General features: G+C 36.5%; 19 protein-coding genes and 2 pseudogenes. 9 read left to right on the top strand and 12 right to left on the bottom strand.

Features of this window, described 5'->3' with window-relative positions; genetic code table 11:
* Positions 1-89 precede the first annotated feature (89 nt).
* Together B9P78_RS02030 and B9P78_RS02025 are read left to right on the top strand one after the other, a co-directional pair.
* Positions 90-1,831: pseudogene (locus B9P78_RS02030) on the top strand (ABC transporter ATP-binding protein).
* The gene (locus B9P78_RS02025; RefSeq protein WP_094517914.1) at positions 1,821-3,650 is read left to right on the top strand and encodes an ABC transporter ATP-binding protein; all 1,830 of its coding nucleotides are present in this window, start codon (positions 1,821-1,823) and stop codon (positions 3,648-3,650) included. The pseudogene B9P78_RS02030 and the gene B9P78_RS02025 overlap by 11 nt, the downstream one beginning before the upstream one ends.
* 143 nt (positions 3,651-3,793) lie before the next feature.
* Here the strand turns inward: B9P78_RS02025 and B9P78_RS02020 are convergent, their stop codons facing one another.
* From B9P78_RS02020 to B9P78_RS02000, 5 genes are all read right to left on the bottom strand, one after another.
* The gene (locus B9P78_RS02020; protein ID WP_094517913.1) at positions 3,794-4,963 is read right to left on the bottom strand and encodes an AI-2E family transporter; all 1,170 of its coding nucleotides are present in this window, start codon (positions 4,961-4,963) and stop codon (positions 3,794-3,796) included.
* Positions 4,964-4,981: 18 nt separating this feature from the next.
* Positions 4,982-5,917, bottom strand: coding sequence for a type I pantothenate kinase (gene coaA, locus B9P78_RS02015; protein ID WP_094517912.1), 936 nt, complete (start codon positions 5,915-5,917; stop codon positions 4,982-4,984).
* A gap of 16 nt (positions 5,918-5,933) precedes the next feature.
* Positions 5,934-6,695 (bottom strand): acyl-[acyl-carrier-protein] thioesterase, encoded by a 762-nt coding sequence (locus B9P78_RS02010; protein WP_094517911.1) that lies wholly within the window; start codon positions 6,693-6,695, stop codon positions 5,934-5,936.
* A gap of 82 nt (positions 6,696-6,777) precedes the next feature.
* Positions 6,778-7,548, bottom strand: coding sequence for an iron export ABC transporter permease subunit FetB (gene fetB / locus B9P78_RS02005; RefSeq protein WP_094517910.1), 771 nt, complete (start codon positions 7,546-7,548; stop codon positions 6,778-6,780).
* Complete coding sequence (locus B9P78_RS02000; RefSeq protein ID WP_094517909.1) at positions 7,541-8,206, bottom strand: ATP-binding cassette domain-containing protein; 666 nt, start codon at positions 8,204-8,206, stop codon at positions 7,541-7,543. Before B9P78_RS02000 ends, fetB begins: the two co-directional genes overlap by 8 nt.
* Before the next feature lie 189 nt (positions 8,207-8,395).
* Here B9P78_RS02000 and B9P78_RS01995 point away from each other — a divergent pair, with 189 nt between their 5' ends.
* The 4 genes from B9P78_RS01995 (at position 8,396) to B9P78_RS10465 (ending at position 10,749) form a co-directional block, all read left to right on the top strand.
* The gene (locus tag B9P78_RS01995; RefSeq protein WP_094517908.1) at positions 8,396-8,695 is read left to right on the top strand and encodes a HesB/YadR/YfhF family protein; all 300 of its coding nucleotides are present in this window, start codon (positions 8,396-8,398) and stop codon (positions 8,693-8,695) included.
* 62 nt (positions 8,696-8,757) lie between these two features.
* Positions 8,758-9,084: a hypothetical protein gene (locus B9P78_RS01990; protein ID WP_094517907.1), complete on the top strand. Its 327-nt coding sequence runs from the start codon at positions 8,758-8,760 to the stop codon at positions 9,082-9,084.
* A 73-nt stretch (positions 9,085-9,157) separates the two neighbouring features.
* A complete protein-coding gene (locus tag B9P78_RS10470; protein ID WP_255377054.1) occupies positions 9,158-9,865 on the top strand; it encodes an AarF/ABC1/UbiB kinase family protein in 708 nt (235 codons plus the stop codon).
* 38 nt (positions 9,866-9,903) lie between these two features.
* Positions 9,904-10,749, top strand: a complete 846-nt coding sequence (locus B9P78_RS10465) for an AarF/UbiB family protein (protein WP_255377053.1) — start codon at positions 9,904-9,906, stop codon at positions 10,747-10,749.
* Positions 10,750-10,801: 52 nt separating this feature from the next.
* Here B9P78_RS10465 and B9P78_RS01980 read toward each other — a convergent pair whose 3' ends face one another.
* The 3 genes from B9P78_RS01980 to B9P78_RS01970 all read right to left on the bottom strand — a co-directional run bounded on the left by B9P78_RS01980 (position 10,802) and on the right by B9P78_RS01970 (position 13,636).
* Positions 10,802-11,677: a DegV family protein gene (locus tag B9P78_RS01980; protein ID WP_094517906.1), complete on the bottom strand. Its 876-nt coding sequence runs from the start codon at positions 11,675-11,677 to the stop codon at positions 10,802-10,804.
* A gap of 18 nt (positions 11,678-11,695) precedes the next feature.
* Positions 11,696-12,271 carry a DUF1836 domain-containing protein gene (locus B9P78_RS01975; protein WP_094517905.1) on the bottom strand — a complete coding sequence of 192 codons (576 nt, stop codon included), beginning with the start codon at positions 12,269-12,271 and terminating at the stop codon, positions 11,696-11,698.
* Between the two features lie 96 nt (positions 12,272-12,367).
* Complete coding sequence (locus B9P78_RS01970) at positions 12,368-13,636, bottom strand: YcjF family protein (RefSeq protein WP_094517904.1); 1,269 nt, start codon at positions 13,634-13,636, stop codon at positions 12,368-12,370.
* 158 nt (positions 13,637-13,794) lie between these two features.
* Here B9P78_RS01970 and B9P78_RS01965 point away from each other — a divergent pair, with 158 nt between their 5' ends.
* The gene (locus B9P78_RS01965) at positions 13,795-14,466 is read left to right on the top strand and encodes a hemolysin III family protein (protein ID WP_094517903.1); all 672 of its coding nucleotides are present in this window, start codon (positions 13,795-13,797) and stop codon (positions 14,464-14,466) included.
* A 40-nt stretch (positions 14,467-14,506) separates the two neighbouring features.
* On the opposite strand, the gene B9P78_RS01960 is transcribed toward B9P78_RS01965, so the two are convergent.
* The gene (locus tag B9P78_RS01960; protein WP_094517902.1) at positions 14,507-15,490 is read right to left on the bottom strand and encodes an aromatic acid exporter family protein; all 984 of its coding nucleotides are present in this window, start codon (positions 15,488-15,490) and stop codon (positions 14,507-14,509) included.
* 176 nt (positions 15,491-15,666) lie between these two features.
* Here B9P78_RS01960 and B9P78_RS01955 point away from each other — a divergent pair, with 176 nt between their 5' ends.
* A complete protein-coding gene (locus B9P78_RS01955; RefSeq protein ID WP_094517901.1) occupies positions 15,667-15,885 on the top strand; it encodes a DNA-directed RNA polymerase subunit epsilon in 219 nt (72 codons plus the stop codon).
* Positions 15,885-17,557, top strand: a pseudogene (rnjA, locus tag B9P78_RS01950) (ribonuclease J1). Before B9P78_RS01955 ends, rnjA begins: the two are co-directional and overlap by 1 nt.
* A gap of 67 nt (positions 17,558-17,624) precedes the next feature.
* Here the strand turns inward: rnjA and B9P78_RS01945 are convergent.
* From B9P78_RS01945 to liaF, 3 genes are read right to left on the bottom strand one after another with little or no spacing between them, the layout of a single operon-like run.
* The gene (locus B9P78_RS01945) at positions 17,625-18,257 is read right to left on the bottom strand and encodes a response regulator transcription factor (RefSeq protein WP_094517900.1); all 633 of its coding nucleotides are present in this window, start codon (positions 18,255-18,257) and stop codon (positions 17,625-17,627) included.
* Complete coding sequence (locus B9P78_RS01940; protein ID WP_094517899.1) at positions 18,250-19,311, bottom strand: sensor histidine kinase; 1,062 nt, start codon at positions 19,309-19,311, stop codon at positions 18,250-18,252. The genes B9P78_RS01945 and B9P78_RS01940 overlap by 8 nt, the downstream gene beginning before the upstream one ends.
* Positions 19,308-20,057 carry a cell wall-active antibiotics response protein LiaF gene (gene liaF / locus B9P78_RS01935; RefSeq protein WP_094517898.1) on the bottom strand — a complete coding sequence of 250 codons (750 nt, stop codon included), beginning with the start codon at positions 20,055-20,057 and terminating at the stop codon, positions 19,308-19,310. The genes B9P78_RS01940 and liaF overlap by 4 nt, the downstream gene beginning before the upstream one ends.
* Between the last annotated feature and the right edge of the window lie 16 nt (positions 20,058-20,073).

Raw genomic sequence — 20,073 nt, 5'->3', positions numbered from 1 at the left:
TTCAATTTACGGTTAAATTATCTTCAAAAAGCTTAAAAAATATTTTGCTGGGTATCTATTGACCCACAGATTTAAAGGAGGAGAACAATTTGAAATTTATTTGGCAATATGTCAAACGTTACCCGGGTAAATTATTGATTACATTCATCGCCACATTCGGTGTAGCTGGCGTAATGATTGGCTTACCCACTTACTTAGCACAAATGATTGATAACGCAATTATTAATGAAAATAGACCATTATTATGGCAATATGCCCTCATCATGGTAGGATTAGTTCTTTTATCTTTGTTATCACGTACAATCACTTCATATACCACCTCAAGTATCGTAAATGATATGACCATGAACATACGTAATGATGCCTATGAAAAAATGCAGTCCCTATCGCATCATGAGTTTCAGGAATTAGGAGTTGCTTCATTAACAACCCGTATTTCTACAGATGCTTTTGTGATTTTACAATTTATGGAAATGATCTTACGTCAAGGATTAGTATCACCGATGATGCTAATTTTCTCTATTGTCATGATTTTTTCAATTTCACCCGCGCTAGGTGTTTTCGTCATTCCAGTTTCCATTATCATCATTCTTTCCGTCATATTTATTGCTAAATACACGTTACCTATTTCTGAAAAACAACAGGCTAGCTTGATAATATCAATCGTATCTTACGAGAAAATATCACGGGTCTGCGTGTCATTCGTGCATTTAACAATGAAAACTTCCAACAAGGTCGTTTCCAAGAAGTGAATAAGAGTTACAAGAGCCTATCTAGTAAACTATTTAAAACAATCGCCATCACGCCGGCTATCTTTTCGTTACTATTAAACATGGTTATTATTACAATCTTATGGTTTGGTTCTTCAATGATTGCTGAAGGTAATATGCAAGTCGGTATCATGGTTGCTTTCATCGAATATGTATTCCATGCCCTATATTCATTATTGATATTTGCTAATATTTTCATGATGTTTCCGCGTGCATCTGTATCTGCTAGTCGTCTTCAAGAAGTAATGGATACCCCCATCACCGTCGCTGAACCAGATGCACAGGTAGCCATCACAGATACAGAAGAACATGGTACATTAGAATTCCGTAATGTTGACTTTGCTTATCCTGATGCATCAAAACCTGTGTTAAGAAATATTTCTTTCAAAACAGAACCAGGACAAACCGTTGCTTTTATTGGCTCTACTGGATCTGGGAAATCTACGATAGTTAAATTAATTCCTCGCTTCTACGACGTTACGAAAGGTCAAATACTTGTCGACGGTGTGGATGTTCGAAACTATGAGTTAAATGCCTTACGCAATAAAATTGGCTATACACCACAAAAAGCCTTACTGTTCACCGGGGACATTGCTGAAAATTTACGTTACGGTAAATTTAATGCCGATGAAGCAGATATGGAGCATGCTACCAGTGTATCTCAGGCTTATGAATTTATTCACCGTCTTGATACCAAGTATGGCACCCATTTAGATGAAGGTGGTGCTAACCTTTCAGGTGGCCAAAAGCAGCGCCTATCGATCGCACGTTCGATTATAGCTGACCGTGAAATCTATATCTTCGATGACTCCTTCTCAGCATTAGACTTCAAAACAGATGCCGCAGTACGTCAAGCATTGAAAGAAGAAACAAAAGATGCTACTACTATTATTGTTGCCCAACGTGTAAGTTCAATTATCCATGCTGATCAAATCATTGTCCTAGATGAAGGTGAAGTAGCCGCTCTTGGTACGCATAAAGAACTATTGAAATCTTCTAAATTATACTATGATATCGCATCATCTCAATTAAGTGAGGAGGAATTAAACCGTGACTACTAATCAAGTGGAAAAACAAGAAATCCCAACAAAAGAAATCCTTGCGAACTTATGGACCTACATCAAACCATATAAAGTACAATTTTTCCTATCCATGCTTGCAACTGTTTGGATGAATATAGCTAGTGTACTAGAACCAATTATATTAGGTTTAGCCATCACTGAGTTAACTGCTAATGTGGTAGATATGATGAAAGGCGTGCCCGGTGCTGGTATTAATTATCAATACATTGGTTTTGTAGCCGTAATGTATTTCATCCGTGGTTGTTTCTACTGGTCTGGTGAATTTCTGGGCCAATTTTGGTTAACGAATGTCGTCCAAAGTGCTATTTACGATTTACGTAATGATGTCGCGAAAAAAGCCAACCGTATGCCTGTTTCATATTTTGATCGTCATGCTACAGGAGATATTTTGTCTCGCATGACCAATGATATTGATTCAATAACGAATGCCCTACAACAATCTTTTATTCAATTTTTGAATGCCATACTTGGTATTAGTTTTGCCGTTATCTCTATGTTTATCATCCAATGGCAATTGGCTTTTATTATCTTGGCAACGATCCCTTTATCCTATTTATTCGCAAAATTAATCATTAATAAATCTCAATCTGCCTTCCAAGATCAAGCGAATGCTCTTGGTAACTTATTCGGCTATACGCAAGAACAACTAAGTGGTTTTACCGAAATTAAAGTATACGGTCATCAGCAAGAATCTATTGAGGAATTCAAACGTCGTAACAAATATCTCCGTGATTACGGATTTAAGGCAAGTTTCTTATCTTCATTAATGATGCCCCTACTGAGCACAGTAAGTAACTTGGGTTACGTAGCTACTGCGCTAGCTGGTAGTTTATTTACATTAGCTGGCAAATTGACTGTAGGTAACTTACAAGCACTGGTACAATATGTGATGCAAATTACGCAACCAATTCAAATGTTGACGCAATTAAGTGGTGTGCTACAAGCTGCCTTGGCTGCATCGCATCGTGTATTTGACTTTCTAGCAGAGGAAGAAGAAGAACAAGAAACCGTTTCAGGTCATCTACCTGCAAAAGTAAAAGGTGCCGTCGAATTTGATCATGTACGATTTGGTTATAATCCAGAAAAACCTTTAATGAAAGATATTTCACTAAAAGTTAAACCAGGTCAAACTGTAGCAATCGTTGGTCCTACAGGTGCTGGTAAAACAACCCTTATCAATTTATTAATGCGCTTCTATGATGTTGATGCTGGCGCAATTAAAATTGACGGTGTGCCAACAAAATCTATGACCCGTGAAGAATTAAGAAATCATTTCGGTATGGTACTTCAAGACGCTTGGTTGTACACAGACACGGTAAGGGAAAATATCCGCTTTGGTAAATTAGATGCCAATGACTATGAAGTACAGGAAGCAGCCGAAGTTGCCAATGTCGACCATTTCATCCATACCCTTCCAGGCGGTTATGAAATGGAAATCAATGAAGAGGCCAATAATATTTCCTTAGGTCAAAAACAATTAATGACAATCGCACGGGCCGTGATTGCTGATCCCGATATTTTAATTTTGGATGAAGCCACTTCTTCAGTTGATACCCGTCTTGAAAAATTAATTCAAGAAGCCATGAATAAAATCATGGAAGGCCGTACAAGTTTTGTGATTGCTCACCGTCTATCGACTATTCGTGATGCAGATCTCATCTTAGTGATGCAAGAAGGGAATATTACAGAATTCGGTACCCATGATGAATTAATGGCTGCCAATGGCTTCTATGCTGACTTATACAATAGTCAATTCTCTGAAGAGTCACCTGTCGAAGTATCATTAGGATACTCTTAATGGCTCATAGAACGCTCGATACAAGAAAAGGTGTACATGGGATTCAATGTGAAAGCTCACCAACACTATTTATAATAGAACCAAAAAAAGCAGTAGCGACTTCAGTGTCGCTACTGCTTTTTTGTATACATGGATACCTCTATTTATCTATATTTCTTAGCCCGTAAATTTCGGCTGTCTGTTGAAATTGCTAGCCCAGCTTCTTCTAAATTATAGTTAATAGTTGCTGATGCTAATTTATAGCACAAGGCAAAAACTGGTACGCTCAATAACATGCCGGCAATCCCAAAGAACGCACCACCTACTGTTACTGAAAATAAGACCCAAATGCCTGGCAGACCGACAGAACCACCCACAACTCTTGGATAAATAATGTTCCCCTCAAATTGTTGGACGATCACAATAAATACTACAAACCAAATAGCTTGTTGGAAATTTACTACGGCAATTAGTAAGAAACCAACAAAACCACCCATCACAGCCCCATAAATTGGGACTAAGGCCATTGACCCCGTTAATACGGAAACAGACAAGGCAAAGGGGAACTGAAAGATATTCATACCGATGAACACTAATGTCAGTAAAATACCCGCTTCTGTGACCTGACCGCTAACATATTGAGAAAAAGTTTGATTCGCTTCCGAACCAACATTGACCACATAGTTGGCCCACTTTAAATTGAGTGTGCCATAGATGATTTTCTTTAATTGGCGTATCAAAGTTTCTTTCTTAAATAAAATAGATGTCCCAAAGATGATAGCTACAAAACCATTAAATACACCACTGACTAGATTTCCTACCACACTAAATGTCGTGTCTAGAACGCCTGATGAAAAGCTTTGTATCATATCGAAAGCTTGTGTCCGCAACCGTTCAACATCCAAATTGAGTTGATTAAAAGTTGCCACAATTTCCGGATTATCCATGATATATTGATTTATTTTACTGTAAAGTAAATTAATTTCTGCTGGTACTTGGGCAATAAATGACCCTAACGTTTCTTGTAAATCTGGTACAACTAGGAAAACGATAAAGGAAATAATACCAACGATAATACTAAAACCAAATAAAATACCCACTACTCTAAACCATTTTCTATAACCACCTAACCATTTGGTCATATGCTTTTCAAAGAAGTTTAGCGGGATATTTAATACAAAAGCGAGTGCTGCTCCTAATAGAAATGGTCTTACAACGCCAATAATTGCATCAAATGCATTTTTAATCACTGCAAGATTGTTGATTCCCCAATATGACAAAACGAAAATGAACAATAAGCCCAATAAACGTTGCCACGTACGTTTTTTCTCCATATATCATCCCACTCTCTATTAATATTTCTTGATCCAAAGTTCATTAATATAATGATGATCTTCTTTATGAATCACGATATTTGCACGATTTCTCGTTGGTAAGATATATTCTTGTAAATTGACCAAGTTAATATTGCGCCAGGTATCGCCAGCCATCTGCATAGCTTTTTCAAATGAAAGTTGTCTGAATTGATAATAATAATCTTCGGGGCGATCCTTTGCTTGTAAAACTAATAAACGGAATCGTTGATAGAACCATTTTTCAATCATATCTGAGTCAGCATCCACATAAACAGAAAGGTCCCAGAAATCACTCATAAACACATTTGAGTTTTCCGCCGTCTGTAGCACATTGATTCCTTCAACAATCAAAATTTGTGGATTGCGTAACACATTTGACCCGTCTTCAATGATGTCATAAATTGAATGAGAATATTTCGGATAAACAATTTCTTCTTTATTGCTCTTCACATCCACTAAAAATTGTTCCAATTTCTCCATATTATAAGATTCTGGAAATCCTTTTCGATTCATGATACCCTTTTCCTGTAATATTTTATTTGGGTATAGAAATCCATCTGTTGTAACTAATTCGACATTTAATTTAGGATAGGCATGCGCTAGGAATAGCTTCAATAAACGCGCTGTAGTACTTTTCCCTACAGCCACACCACCGGCTATACCAATAATAAAAGGCGGTATTTTTTCAGAAATCCCCATAAATTTTGCCCGTTTTGTCTCTAACTGATTATAATTTTCACGATAAATAGAAATTAACTGGGTTAAGGGTTTATATACTTCGATTGCATCTCGAATCGTTAAGGAGTCATTCAAGGATGTTAGGCTATTCAATTGTTCATTAGTTAAATTAATATCGAATGGATTGTTTAAGTCCTGTAAGTAATGATTCCATTCTTTACGGTCGATGATATAGTAATCTCTATTCACTTGCATAATAACTCCAAACTTACTATTTTATTTTCCAAGTAATTTCCGTTAAACAGTGGACATTGTCTACACTATCGATAATATGATGGGTCACAAAGTGATCACCACGAGACAGTGTCTCATCTAAACTACTTAAATCTGAATGAACGGTACCTTCTTGATGTAGGTACATTTCTTTTTCATATGCGATGGTAAAGGACATAGGTTCATATTTTTCAAACCATTCCATACCTAAGGAATTTGATAACCATTTCAAATAAATGGTGTTGTTTACATGATTATTAACATCAATGTCTAAAAATTTTACTTCGAATGAATTTTGCTTGCTATCTTCTACTAAAGTTTTGGCTAATCGTTTACGACGACTAGGTTTAGCTTCAAGTACTACTTGATACCATTCGCCAATTTCTTCTGGTATTCTAACGATTGATCGCTGATTCAAATCGATTAATGCGAAAGTCGTTTCAGCTTCAACCAAAATTTCGTCATTGGTCGTTTTTAATGCGAAATACCGTTTACAGAAAAATTTGTTATAGGTCGTTGGTTCAGTGTATGCGATAATTTCTTCATTATAGCGTGGTAAGCGCTTAATATCAATTTGATTTTGTGTAATAATCCATGCCCAAGCCTTATCTCTAAAACCCTGACTATCTGCTGGAATACTTGTTTCTTGATTATTAGAAGCAATCAGCATGATATCTAGCAGTGCTGAAAGTGTCATTTCGCCAAATGCGTTACAATGAAAATGATGCACTTTTACTATTTCTTGGTATTTCAAACCCATGAGAATCCCCCTTGATGATGCCATTACCCATCATCATTTACTGTATTTACTAAATTTTATGTACAAAAATACGCTTAATTATCTATTGCGGTAATTGTAGTTGACCATATTCAGAATAGAAATGTTTGTAAGATAGGTAAACTGCAATCACTGAAGTAATAGCCGATGTAGCCACCATCATAAAGTAAATTAAAATCTGATACATGATAGAATCCATTGGTACTGCACCGGCTAACATCATACCTGTCATCATACCCGGAAGTAGGACCAAACCAACGGTACGCGCAGAGTCGATAGTTGGTTGCAATGAGCCTTTGATAGATTCTCGGATTATATCTGCAGATGCTAATCTAATGGATGCTCCCAGCGCTAATCGTTCGTTCACTTCTTGTTGTCCTTTTGCAAATTCATTATTCAAATTACGAAAAGATAGGCCAAGTACTGACATTGCATTACCTACTAACATACCAGTAATTGGAATAATCTGAGCTGGTACAAATTGAATAGATCCTGAGAAAACAAGCACCAGGATAGATACTGCCACACCACCCAAGATGGCAATCAAGGAAATTTTTAAGGCATTAGGAATTTTATCTGCCCTTTTAGCGGCATTAAATGCTGCATTAAAAATCATAAAGGCCATAATAATTGCAGTTACAATTTTAGAATCAATTTGAAAAATATAAGTTAGTACGTATCCAATCACAACTAACTGGATGACCATTCGGAACATAGCCCATAAAATTTCTTTTTCCAAACCTAGTTTTTCACGGTAAGAGATGAACACTGCGAATAAAACTAAGACAAAGGAAAACATTAATGAAGTTGGTGTTGTTGTTAATTGACTAGTCATTTGCTGCACCCTTTTCTATAGTTAATGCTCTATTCTTAATTTGAAAAATTCTATCCGGGAAAATATCATTATCTTCAATATGACTAACCCACAAAATAGATACTTTATGTTGTTGCTTATAATCAAGTAAAATCTCCCATACTCGATGACGATTTTCTTCATCCAATGAAGAGGTAATTTCATCTAGTAGCAACACTTTTGGTGGAAATAATAAATGTCGGATTAAACCCACGCGTTGTTTTTCACCACCGGAGATTTTATGAATTGATTTGTCCAATTCAATATGCGATAAACCAAATTGTTTCATAAATGTCAGAACTTTAGCTTCATCAAAGTCTGCATCATGCGCTTCAAAAACCAACTCGAAGTTATCTCGAATAGTTTGTCCAAATAAGTGCGGATTTTGAGCCACATAAGACACTGCTTTACGATATTCTTGATACCCCACAGCTTCAATAGATTTCCCCTCAAATAATATTTGCCCCGTCGTTCTTGGAATCAATGAGGAAATTAATTTTAATAGGGTACTCTTTCCACTACCTGATGGTCCTTCAATCCTGATCATTTCATCTTGTTCAATTTCAAAAGATACATCACTTAATAATGCCTCCTCGTTTGGTTTAAACGATACATTATCAAATGTTACGACTGATGTCATTCTTGCTTCCTCCTATTCAGTAACTATATGAATATTTTATCATAATTCCTAGGATTAATGGTGGAATAACAAGAATTCAACAAGCATGAAAACCTTGCTATGAAGGCGCTTAAATAAATCAATTGCTTTAAAAATTGAGTGAGTTATAATGAACCTATAATGAATTGAAAGTAAGAAGGAGCATATACAATGAAGTTATCAATTACGCCAGCAGCTCAACAATATTTTGTCGAAGAAATGGGACTGACTGAAGGCAGTCAAGTTGGTTTTCATAGCCGTGTTTACGGGAAAACAGCGGTTCATGAGGGATTCTCTGTAGGTTTGACCATAGAAGCACCCACGGGTAACGTACTTGCAGATCAAACCGTTGATGGTATTTACTATTACATTACACAAAATGATGAATGGTTCTTCAATGGGTATGACTTTGAGGTAGATTTCAATCCATCCGAGGAGAATTTTGTATACAATTTTATTGAACAAGCATAACTTATACTATATTATATAAGTACCCTATCACTAAGCAGTTACCTTAAAAGGAGTGTTTCAAAATGGATACAATTAAAAATTTATTCCTAGCCGCTGTTGGTGGCACCCGTTTATCTTATGAAAAAGCTGAAGAAACGCTAAAAACTTTGATTGAAAAAGGCCAAATTTCTGTTACTGAAGGTAAAGTCCTAAGTGAAGATATTAAACGAGTTGTTCAAGGTGATAATGGCGTACGTACTGAAGACCCTTTGGATAAAACATTATCCGAACGTATTTTAAATTTACAAACGCAAGTTGAAGCCCTAACTGAAGAAGTGAGCAAATTAAAGGGTACGAATACAGTTGCTGCAGATTCAATTGAAGTTGACGATACAACAACTGAAATTTAATGCATCATACAAGTAAAGTTAAAGGCATTTTGTTGCATAACAAGATGCCTTTTTAAGAATTGACGGTGATAATATGCAAAGTGATTCTAGCCGATTTCGTGAAATGGTTTCCGTTCTAGGTACATATGGTTTCGGTGAAATTAGACATAAATTCAAAAAACGGGAAAATGATAATCGACCCCAAGCACTACGCCAAGCTTTTGAAGAATTAGGGCCGAGCTTTATTAAAATTGGCCAAATTTTGTCAACAAGAAGTGATTTATTATCGGCCGAATATTTAACTGAGCTACAGAAATTACAAGAAAACACCCTTCCCTTATCTTTTGACGTTATTCAGGACCAGTATTATTCTGAAAGTGGTCATTTATTTGAGGAAGATTTTGCTTATGTGAACCATGAACCACTCGCATCTGCATCTATTGCCCAAGTCCACGAGGGCCAACTCAAAACGGGTGAGAAAGTAGTCATCAAAATTCAGCGACCTGAAATTGAAGCCCAACTAATCCGGGATATCAATATTTTTATTCGTGTCGTAGAAGCTGTGCCGTCAATCTTTATCGATGTCATTGTCAATCCTGTTGAAATTTTAAAAGATATTAAACGGCAGGTAATGGAAGAAATAGATTTCGTCAATGAAGCCCATAATATGTTGCGCTTTAGTGAAAATCACCGAAATCGGACAACTATAAAATCACCCTTGCCTTATTTACCCCTCACAAATAAACGTGTGTTAGTTCAGGATTATGAATCAGGTATTTCCATCGGACGATACATGCATTAAAGCAAGAATCCTATGATTTAGATGATATAGCACACAAATTGGTACTCTCTTATTTGTACCAAGTCTTTGAGGATGGTTTTTACCACGCGGATCCTCATCCTGGTAATATCATGATTCAAGATGGCAGTATTGTATTCATTGATTTTGGTGCTATGGGAAAAGTTTCCCCTTCAGAAAAGAAAATTCTAATCCAAATTTTAAGCGCCTTGATTGCCAAAGACATTGACCACTTAGTGAATCTACTCTTGCAAATTTGTAAGCAAAATAAACCGCTCGATAAAGTGCTTTTGTACCGTGATATTGATGATTTATTCGATAGATATTTTACTGCCGGAATGGAAGCTTTGAATATTGATGCTATTTTCCAGGATTTATTAAAATTTGGTCATCGCCATGGTTTAACCTTCCCATCGGAATATATCATGTTAGAAAAAACAGTAGCGATGGTACAAGGCGTTGCGCAAAATCTCAGCCCTAATTTAGATTTTATGCAAATATTCCAATCATTCTTTTTATCAAGTGGTGCAATCTCTTGGGAGAAATATGTCGATCCTAGTCTTTTAGCACGTGAAGCTTTTCGCTCAGTTAATACTATCAGACATCTACCAAATAAATTAGAGACCATGGTTGATAATATCAATAATGGTCGCTTAAATGTCCGCATTACCTTTGAAAATATTGATGAACGGTTACGAGATATTAACAGTATGATTAATCGCGTGATATTCGGGGTTATCCTATCATCGCTTATTCTCGCATCCACCTTTATCATCACTTCTGCACAAACTTACTATGCGGAATTATTAGGCATTGCCTTCTTTGTTGTAACGGCGGTGATTGCCCTTATCTTACTAATTTCAATGTTACGCGCACGCCGAAAATAATAAAAGGCACTGAAGACCTCCCAATAGGGAACTTCAGTGCCTTTTAAAACGTTTATTTAAATAGCGGCAAGATTGCACAACCTAGTAAACCTGGACCTGTATGAACAGCTAACGCTGAGCTTAACTGCACATCATATGCTTCTTCATAATGTGGCAAAGCCTCTTTTAGACTGGTCAATAATTTAGCTGCCGTCTTTCTTGCTGCTGGGTTTCCACCACATGATCCAAGTAAGTACTGGTCTTGGTTCTTGCCAGCAGACACCAGTAATTCTAATAGTTTATTAATCGTCTTCTCTTCGTTATTATTTTTAGAAGCACGGATTTTCGCAATTGTTGTATAGATACCATCTTCATCACAAGTAATAATTGGTTGGATATTTAGCAATGAACCAACGGCACCAGCCACACGGCCAATACGACCACCTGCAATTAAATATTTAAGTGTTGGTACATGGAAGAATACGTGACCGTATTCAACTGAGGCTTGCAACTTTTCCTTGATTGTTTGAAAATCATTTTTCATTTCAAAGTATTTAGTTGCTGCAACCATGAATAATCCTGACCCAATACCTACATTTTTTGTATCTAATAGGAAACAATCCACGTTGTCATATTCTTCCGCAATAAGACGAACAGAGTTATTGGTCCCTGATAGATTTGATGAAATCGTAATTGCAATAATTTGTGTAACACCTTTTGCAATTAAATTTTCAAATGCTTGTTGGATTAAATCTCCACTTGGCAATGACGTTTTGGGAATTTCTTCTTCCATACGTTCAAATACTTCTTGTGGTTGAATGGTTACGCCATCTAAATAATGACCATCATTAAAGTTCACACTTAAGGGCAGAACTTCAACGTCATATTTGCTGATGACATCTTGAGGGACATCAGATCCCGAATCTACTATAAATCCTAACTTTTCCAAAATAATACCTCCGGTTACTTATTCATTGTCTGACTTTTCTTCGTTTTCTTGCTCAATTAAGTCGATAAATTTCTTGGCAAAAAGCAAGTTTGTGATCATCTCACATGCCAAGAAAATAATATAGCGGTCATAATCCTCTTTACTTGCATAGTTTAGATTATTTTCATAATCATCGGTTTTATTTAAATACACATTACCACTGTGCTTAATTGTTTTTTCTAATAGTTCACAAAATTGGTTATAGGCATTTGAATTTCCCTGTGAATTGGCAAGAAAAATTAATACGCGTCGGATATCTTGAATCGAAATGACTTCTTTAAATAAAGTAATCACGATTAAATAAGCGATATGTCGTTTGTTGTAATGGCGTTTAATTGGTTTCGGGATCAAATTTAATTTCACATAATTGTTCACCATCGATGAAGTAACTGGAATCTTATCATCTGAGAACACTTGAAATGGTTCTAAATACTTAGTTACTACGGCAATCAATTGATCCATATAAAGTGGGATTTCTGTAATTTCTTCCCATCTTGGCATCCGGACCTCATCTAAACTTTTTACCCATTTTTCATACGCTTCTTGTTCTTCCACTTGTCTCACCCACATATATCATTATAACTACATTATATCATAAAGTTATGAACACCATATACAATAGTTTTCATAACAAGCTATTTTACAAATTCTTTATCTTTTGCCTCTTCGCGGCCACGATGGCCAGTTAATCTTTGGTTCAGACATGTCTCTCATAACTTTGGTTTGTGTTTGCGATGTCTCATTATCCAATTGTTTTTCCCCATCAGTAGGATTAGATACTTTTACCATTGCATCCTGAAAATCTGGATCCTTTTTCCCTCTAATCAAGCGAATTTTATAACGTTCCTTCATCAAATTACGAACTGTTTTAGGTGAAACTACTTCGTTATTTGCTGTTTTAATAGCAATAAAAGTTAATACCTCTATATAAGACATTGCAAGGGCTGTTGTTACTAATGCCGCTGTGGTTCCAGAAATGATACCACCTGCCACTGAGCCCGCTCCGGGAATCAGTTTCGCTAGATTTGAAACGATCAGACGTCCAATATAAGTTGCTGAGCCCGTTCCACCAATAGCACCCACAATACCTAAGGTTGTCGCATGATCTAGTGATATACCAAAGATGGCTGTTAAATGGGCCATCATACCGATTTGCATGGGGACTAAGACCGTTGCATCTGAAAATGGTATTGGGGTAAACCCTACCCCAAAGGTCGATACAATATATTTGCGCGCCCAACGTCGCGCGGCTCTTGCTTTACGGTCAATATCAATTTGTTGGGCATTGTTAAAAGCTATATGTAAGTTCTGGGGTAGTAAACCAAATGACCGTTCGACCAATTCTTTTAAACCATAGGCTGGTATCGTATATTCAGGTGTTACTTGGTAATCTTTTACCATCACACGAATGATACTTTGAACTGGTAAATTTAGATTTATTAAATATTCTTCAAACTTCAGTGCTTGTTCACCGATTGCCTGAGTCAAAATTAAAATAACCGGCATTTTTTTCGATAAATCCTCGATTAATTGAATTTCTACTGGTTCAATGCGGCTAATATTTGCATTCAAACAATAATACGCAACATGCATCTTCTCATTATTCTTAGCCATATTGGTTAATGTTTGGTTTATATCATCAGATACTTGCTTTTGGGTCACTGCATCCAACTCTAATCCTCGCGTATCATAGAGCACCATTGGGATGTCATCTTTTTCAATTTTTTGTAAATGTTTGGTAATAGGCTGGCCAATACCAGTTTCTGCTAATTTTTCTCGAAATATACTGTTAATCAGTGTGGACTTGCCTACACCCGTTTTTCCTATTACAAGGATATGTACTTTCTCGATTTTCTCAATCTCTGCTTGGGTTTGTTTCGTCAATTCACCTGCAAGATGCCAATCCATTTTAGGAGCCATATATTTTTTCACCTCAAAATGTTTCCACTTTTTAAAACGCTTACAGTAATTATAATACACTTGTTTAGATATTTGCATAGTTATAATTCTTATCATGTACTTTACAGTTATGCTATACTACATGTGAAATATCTGCAAGTTGCTTAAGGAGGAATTCGATGTCTACAAACTCACACTCAAACGAAAGAATCAATTTACCCTATCCGAAGTCCTATTATATCACGAATGAGGTTCTAAACTCTATCACTCATGGGATTGGTTTTATTTTGTCGATTGTCGCAACAATCTTCCTTATTCGCAAGGGGTTAACAAATGAGAATCCCATCGAAATTGTTTCTTACATCATTTATGGTTTGTCTATGTGTATGCTCTATTTAGCTTCCACGCTATACCATAGCCTTTCATTTACCAAAGCATCTGGCATCTTAAAGATTATTGACCACTCTTCAATTTTCCTTTTGATTGCAGGATCGTATACCCCTTATGCCCTTGTAGCAATTGGTGGTAAATTTGGTTGGTTCATCTTTATTGCCCAATGGTTAATTGCCTTTTTGGGTATCTTTGGTAAAATCCTCTTCTTGGATAAAATGAAAAAATACTCAACTTGGTTATATATCCTTATGGGTTGGTTTGGTGTCATCGCAATACCGCAAATGATTGAAGCAATCGGTACTGGTGGTATCATGTGGTTAATTGCTGGTGGTGTGACCTATACGGTTGGTACCATTTTCTATGCCCATGACGATTTCAAATATTGGCATGTTATCTGGCATTTATTTGTCTTAGGCGGTAGCATTTGCATGTTCTTCTCCATTTTCTTATACGTTTAAAAACAAAAGGCATGGCTCCGGAATAGGAACCATGTCTTTTTTAACGTTTTTTCAATTGTTTGATTCGGTGAGTACTTTTATAAAATTCATACTTTAAGGCTAAAAATTTCTCACAATCGAGTAAAACATCAAAAAGGATTGACCGTGTTTCGAACTCTTTTCGACTTTGCGGTAGAGGGGAATTACGATATTCATCCTTCAATTGGCCTAATTCATTGCGTAGTTTTGCTGCTGTATTCGATTCAGATAATTCTTGACTAACATGACGGAAAAATCCACTTAAATCATAAGTTTGATCGGTTAATTCATAAATATTATCTAAGGAATCATTAATATCAAATAATAGTGTTAATTGACTCATACGCATCTCAAAATAATTAATATAGTAATTGTCTACTTGCCCGGAAATATTATTCTCAACCTCCTTCATGGCTAGAAATAGGCCATGCTTAGCCAAATCATTCGTTTGATCGATTGCTTCATATACTAGAAAATCTTGGTGCTGTGGATCATCCATCTTATCAGCTAAATTATTTAAGATGCCTTGCATCTTTTCTTCAATTTCAGATTTCACTTGATTCATCTGGTTACTAGAGGATGTTTGATACAAATTAACAATCATGGCAATACCGACACCAATTACCAGTAATAATAATTCATTAATCCACCAGTCAAAACTCGACGACTGTTCCAACAACAAATGCGAAATGAATACCGCACATGGTGCAATCGCATTGTCACTCTTCAAAAAAACTGCTGCCGGATATGTGATCAGTAGGTACAATGAAAATACCCAAATCTCATAACCAAATAGTTGAAATAAAATTGTTGCAACCGTTAAACTGAGTAACATTGTCAAAGTAATATTACCGATGTATTGAATGGTTTTCTTACTCGTTTCGGCTAAGGATAGGATTGCGATAATCCCTGCCGATACAGCGTAATTCAAGCCCAACCATTGTGCTAGAAAAATGGCTACAAAAGTAGCAGTCGCATATTTTGCACTCTTTATTGCAATATTCATAATTACCTCCCCAAGCCTTATTCAGGCTTATTTTAGCATAAATTGAAAATTCCTGATATGAAAGCGTGCCATTACGGTAAAATTCTACAAAAAAGTGCGCAAGCAATATGAAATATGTTAGAATGGTATAAGCGAGTAAGATCACATTTCTAATAAATTAACAAAAGGAGCATACAATGATTTTTAAAGTAACTTATCAAAATTCACGTCAAGAAGTTCCACGTCGTGAATCAACACATACTATGTATATTCAAGCAGAAACTAAACGTGAGGTACGTGCTTATCTAGAAGAAGAAACCCCCTATCTAGTTGAGTTTATCCAACCTCTTGAAGGTGCTCATTTAGAGTATGAACAACAAAATCCAGACTTCAAAGTAGTGGAGCTTTCTAATTAATGAAAGTCGACATAAAAAACAATGAAGTTGGCGTTTTCGCCTTTGGGGGATTAGACGAAATCGGTAAGAACTCTTACGGTATCCAATTTCAAGATGAAATACTATTATTAGATGCTGGGGTTAAGTTCCCAGAAGACGATTTACTAGGTATTGACTATGTTATCGCTAACTACCAATACTTAATTCAAAATGAACAAAAAGTGAAGGGATTATTCATCACTCACGGTCACGAAGACCATATTGGTGGTATTCCTTTCTTATTAAAACAAATTAATATTCCTATCTATGCTGGAAAATTAGCTATGGCCTTGATTAAAAACAAACTGGAAGAACACGGTTTGCTACGTGATGCTGAATTGCACATCATTGATGAAGATTCAGTTATCAAATTCAGAAAGACTTCAATCTCTTTCTACCGTACAACTCACTCTATTCCAGATGCAATGGGGATCGTAGTCAAAACACCACCAGGAAACATCGTATTCACTGGGGACTACAAGTTTGATTTCACACCTGTAGGGAAACCAGCTGATATCCATAAAATGGCTCAAATCGGGGAAGAAGGCGTCCTACTACTATTAGGAGATTCTACAAATGCTGAAGTACCTGGTTTTACAAAATCTGAGCGTGTAGTTGGTGAATCACTATCTGATATCATCTCAAATATCGACGGCCGTATTATTTTTGCATCATTTGCATCAAATATTTCTCGTTTGTCTCAAGCAATTGATGTAGCAGTAGCGCAAGGTCGTAAGGTTGCTGTCTTTGGACGTTCAATGGAATCTGCGATTAAAAATGCAATTGAGCTTGGCTACTTCAATGTAGGTGAAGATGCTTTCATTCAAGGTAGTGAAATCAACCAATACCCTGCTAATGAAGTATTGATTATGTGTACAGGTTCTCAAGGGGAACCAATGGCTGCTTTATCTCGTATTGCCAACGGTACACATCGCCAAATTTCAATTCAACCTGATGATACTGTTATCTTCTCTTCAAGCCCTATTCCAGGGAATACTTTGAGTGTTAACCGTGTGATCAACCAATTATTAGAGCTGGCGCTGAAGTTATTCACGGTAAAGTGAATAATGTCCATACTTCTGGTCATGGTAGTCAAGAAGAACAAAAATTAATGTTAACATTGATGAAACCTAAATATTTCATGCCTGTCCATGGTGAATACCGTATGTTAAGTATTCAAGCGGACCAAGCTGAATTAGTTGGTATTCCTCGTGAGAATATTTTTGTGATGAAGAATGGGGAAGTCCTTGCACTAACCCAAGAGTCTGCTCGCCGTGCTGGTAGCTTCCCTGGTGAGGCTGTCTATGTAGACGGTAAAGGTATTGGTGATATTGGTAATATCGTCTTACGTGACCGTCATAACCTTTCTGAAGATGGTTTAGTGCTAGCAGTTGTTTCAGTAGACTTTGCTAAGAATGAATTGCTCGCTGGCCCAGATATCGTATCTCGTGGATTTATCTATATGCGAGAATCTGTTGGCTTAATTCAAGATGCGCAAAAAGTAATTCGAACAACTGTCATTGGTCATCTAAATTCTGGTAAGAAAGTAAATGAAAAGATTTTACGTGACGCAATGCAAAATGCGCTCCAACCCTTCTTATACAAACGTACGAAACGTAATCCGATGATTATGGCTGTCGTAATGCCTGTCTAAGATTGATTATTCATTATATAAAAAGGCTGAACCAAGCATTGCTTGATTCAGCCTTTTCTGTGTACCATTATTTCACTAAGTTGTTTTGAAAAGCATAAATAGTTGCTTGTGTTCGATCTTCTACTGCTAATTTACTAAGGATATTGGATACATGCGTTTTGACTGTTTTCAGTGTGATGAATAATTCATCCGCAATTTCTTGATTTGATTTACCTGCCGCAATGAGTTGTAATACTTCACGCTCACGACTCGTTAAATCATCATGGAGATGATGTTGATTGGCTGCTACTTCATGGGCAATTAATTTGTCGTTTACGGTTGGTGCAATGACCGATTCACCTGCATTCGTACGACGTATGGCAGAAGCAATTTCATGGGCAGCTGATGTTTTCAAAATATAGCCCTTAGCGCCTGCTTCCATTGCAGGGTACACTTTTTCATCATCTATGAAACTTGTAACAATTAAAATATTGGCCTCAGGCCATTCAGCCAGGATTTCCTGGGTAGCCTGGATGCCATCCATATTATCCATAACCAAATCCATCAAGATAATATCTGGACGTAAGGCTAGGGCCATTTTTTTGCCTTCTAGACCATCTTTGGCTTCACCTACGATTTCGATATCTGCTTGAGTTGATAAATAAGTGCTCACACCTAATCTGACCATTTCGTGATCATCCACTAATAAAACACTAATCATTGCTCTCCTCCATTTGTCTAGGAACTACAATTTGTACCAGGGTCCCTTGATTGATAAAACTAATCACATTCACAGTACCACCTAATTGAGCCACGCGCTCACGAATATTTTTCAAACCATAACCACCGCTGTTACTTACCTCTTTTTCCATATCAAAACCTACCCCATCATCAGAAAAACGCAAATAAATGTTGCGGTCTTTTTCGTATAATTGGCATTCGATAATAGTGGGATTAGCATGACGCAAACTGTTTGATAGCAACTCCTGAACAATTCGAAATAGGTGATTTTCAACTTCAGGTAATAATTGAACATCATTTACGCTGGCTTCGAAATTGATTTTGACCTTCGTTTCTAATTCTTTAAATAGTTGCTCAATCCCCTTGGCCAAGGATTGATTAGTAAGGGAGATTGGTCGTAGATGTAACAATAAAGCACGCATCTCTGCTTGGGCTTGATCAACCATATCTGCTACTTTAGCGATTAATTGTTGATTAACCGGATCTATTCCCTCAGACTGCTCTTGAATAGCTGATAAAAGCATGGTCATAGCAAATAGCTGTTGACTGACTGAATCATGTAATTCACGGGCAATCCGTTGGCGTTCCTGCTTCACTAATTCATTGCGATCTAATTGGGAATTTGTTTCATCAGCCACCGTTTTCGCTTGCAGGGCTACTTCCATATTTTGACCAGATTCACGGATTTTCTTCAATGCTATTTCGACATCTTCTGATAAATAGATGCTATCTGAAGTTTGAATTAATACCGGATCATCATATTTCCGTTGCTGTAAAGCGCGTAATTTAGCCAATAGCAATCCTTCATCCTTGAAAAGAAACAAATATAAAATGATGGTGGCGATAAACGCAATCACTATAAGAATAAACAATACACTAATGAGCGGCATGAACATCTGTAAGAACGACTGATAATGCCACTGCAATTTGAGTGTCCCAGCAGCAATATTGATGACTAAATTTGCAATTACACTCGATAATAACAAGGATACCCATATAGTTAAAAATATAGCTAAGAAGCGACGTCCTTTCATAGGAAAATCACCTCAATACGCCCCCAACCTTGGGAAATTTGTAAATATATTTTACGATTAGCTTTTTCATATTCTTCAGTTTGAAGATTACGGCGTTCATTATTTAAAACACTTATATCACCGTTCCAAGAAATTTCACTTCGGAAACCATTTGCATGCAGTGAGAGGCCTACGCCTTCCGGGACAATAACTTTTGTTTGCCCAAATACTTGATTAATCACAACAACATTCGTACCCATGGGCACTATGGTCGAACCAAAATCGATAAAATTATTGGCATAGAGATAATACATTTCCGTATCTTCCCAAGCATATATCGTTTCTCCGTATCGTTCTTTGTTGAAAAGTTGTTCGAATTGTAAAAAAGGTTTATCATATTTTTGACCGTCTTCAGCAGCCACTATTTTTGTTTGACGTACTGCTAATTTATTTGAATCTTTACGTTCATGCGTTTTGACAAATGTAAAATAGAACAAAGCGATTGCAATCAATGTCACAATAATCCCACTAACATATCTCAGTGTAATAATACTCATAAAGATGAAAAAACACCCAGTCGCTACTAATAATGCATTTTCCAAACGCCGATTTTGATTATTTTGACTTTCATGCAATTTTACACGTTCCGCTATTGCTAATAAGAAGCAGCCAAGCGCAAACAAAAAAATATTTTGCGGTAAGGCAAATAGACCTGTGATAATTATTAGCACAGCAAAACACGCAAAAATCAAATATCGATTTTTCATAACTTCCCGCCATTCT

The organism is Aerococcus sp. 1KP-2016, assembly GCF_002252085.1.
In the GTDB taxonomy this organism is placed as follows: domain Bacteria; phylum Bacillota; class Bacilli; order Lactobacillales; family Aerococcaceae; genus Aerococcus.
Note: the sequence above shows the minus strand (reverse complement) of the source record. Positions and strands in the feature narration are given on the sequence as shown.